This is a genomic window from Vibrio sp. 2134-1, from assembly GCF_033339495.1.
Window position 1 is genome coordinate 1 of the sequence record NZ_JAWOUS010000220.1, and the last position, 891, is coordinate 891.

The 891-nt window shown below is 47.4% G+C and carries 1 protein-coding gene; it reads right to left on the reverse strand.

Features of this window, described 5'->3' with window-relative positions; translation table 11 throughout:
- Nucleotides 1-891, reverse strand: an 891-nt coding sequence (locus tag R7R78_RS25055) for an AMP-binding protein (RefSeq protein WP_225474492.1), incomplete at both ends; no start/stop codon positions are given.

The window sequence follows — 891 nt, forward strand, 5'->3', positions numbered from 1 at the left end:
TGGTACCAATTTTATCTGCCCTAAATGGGTAGTTTATGGTGCTGTAAGCGAAGGATTCCGTCATCCCCCATGCTTCGGTGATGTTTAGGCCAACGCTGTGGTACCAATCTAATAGTGCGGGTGATACCGGAGCAGAACCACAACCCAAAACTCGCGCTTGCTCTAACCCCAGCCCTTCGGCGAGCTTTTTCTTAATCAGCGAATTTACGAACGGTATTTTCAGTAAGAAATTTAATTTTTTCTGTGGAAGTTTGTCTTGAATGCGTTGCTGGAACAGAGTCCATAATCTCGGTACAGAAATGAACAAGGTTGGGCGGTGCATTTTTACGTCTTCGATAAAAGTATCGAGCGACTCTGGGAAAGCCGTTGGTACGCCACCCATGATGGATGAACCAAAAATATAAACGCGTTCAGTAATATGTGCCAATGGTAGGTAGGAAAAGAGTCGGTCGTTAGCTTGAATACCGATGTGGTTGATCAGCTGTTGTACCGACCAACTAAACGCTCCGTAAGTCAGCATTGCGCCTTTTGGCAAACCTGATGTGCCGGAGGTATACACCAATGACATCAACTTATCATCGTAGTGTTGTGGACGCTCTTCACTTGGCACGGCATCCGCAATCAATGCGTTGAACTGGTATTGGCATTGTGGTGCTGAATCATACGGCAGCGCGATGCTGATAAGCTCTGGCATGGCATCAATGACTTGCTGAGTTGCTGCTGGGTCATCAAGCTTCCCCCCGATCAGCGCCTTACTTTCACTGTGAGTTACACAGTATTCAATCGTGTCGGCCCCTGCGGTAGGGAAAATAGGTACGCTTACGTAATCCCCTAGCATCATGGCCAAATCGCAGATAAACCACTCTGCGCAGTTTTTCGATACTAGTGCGA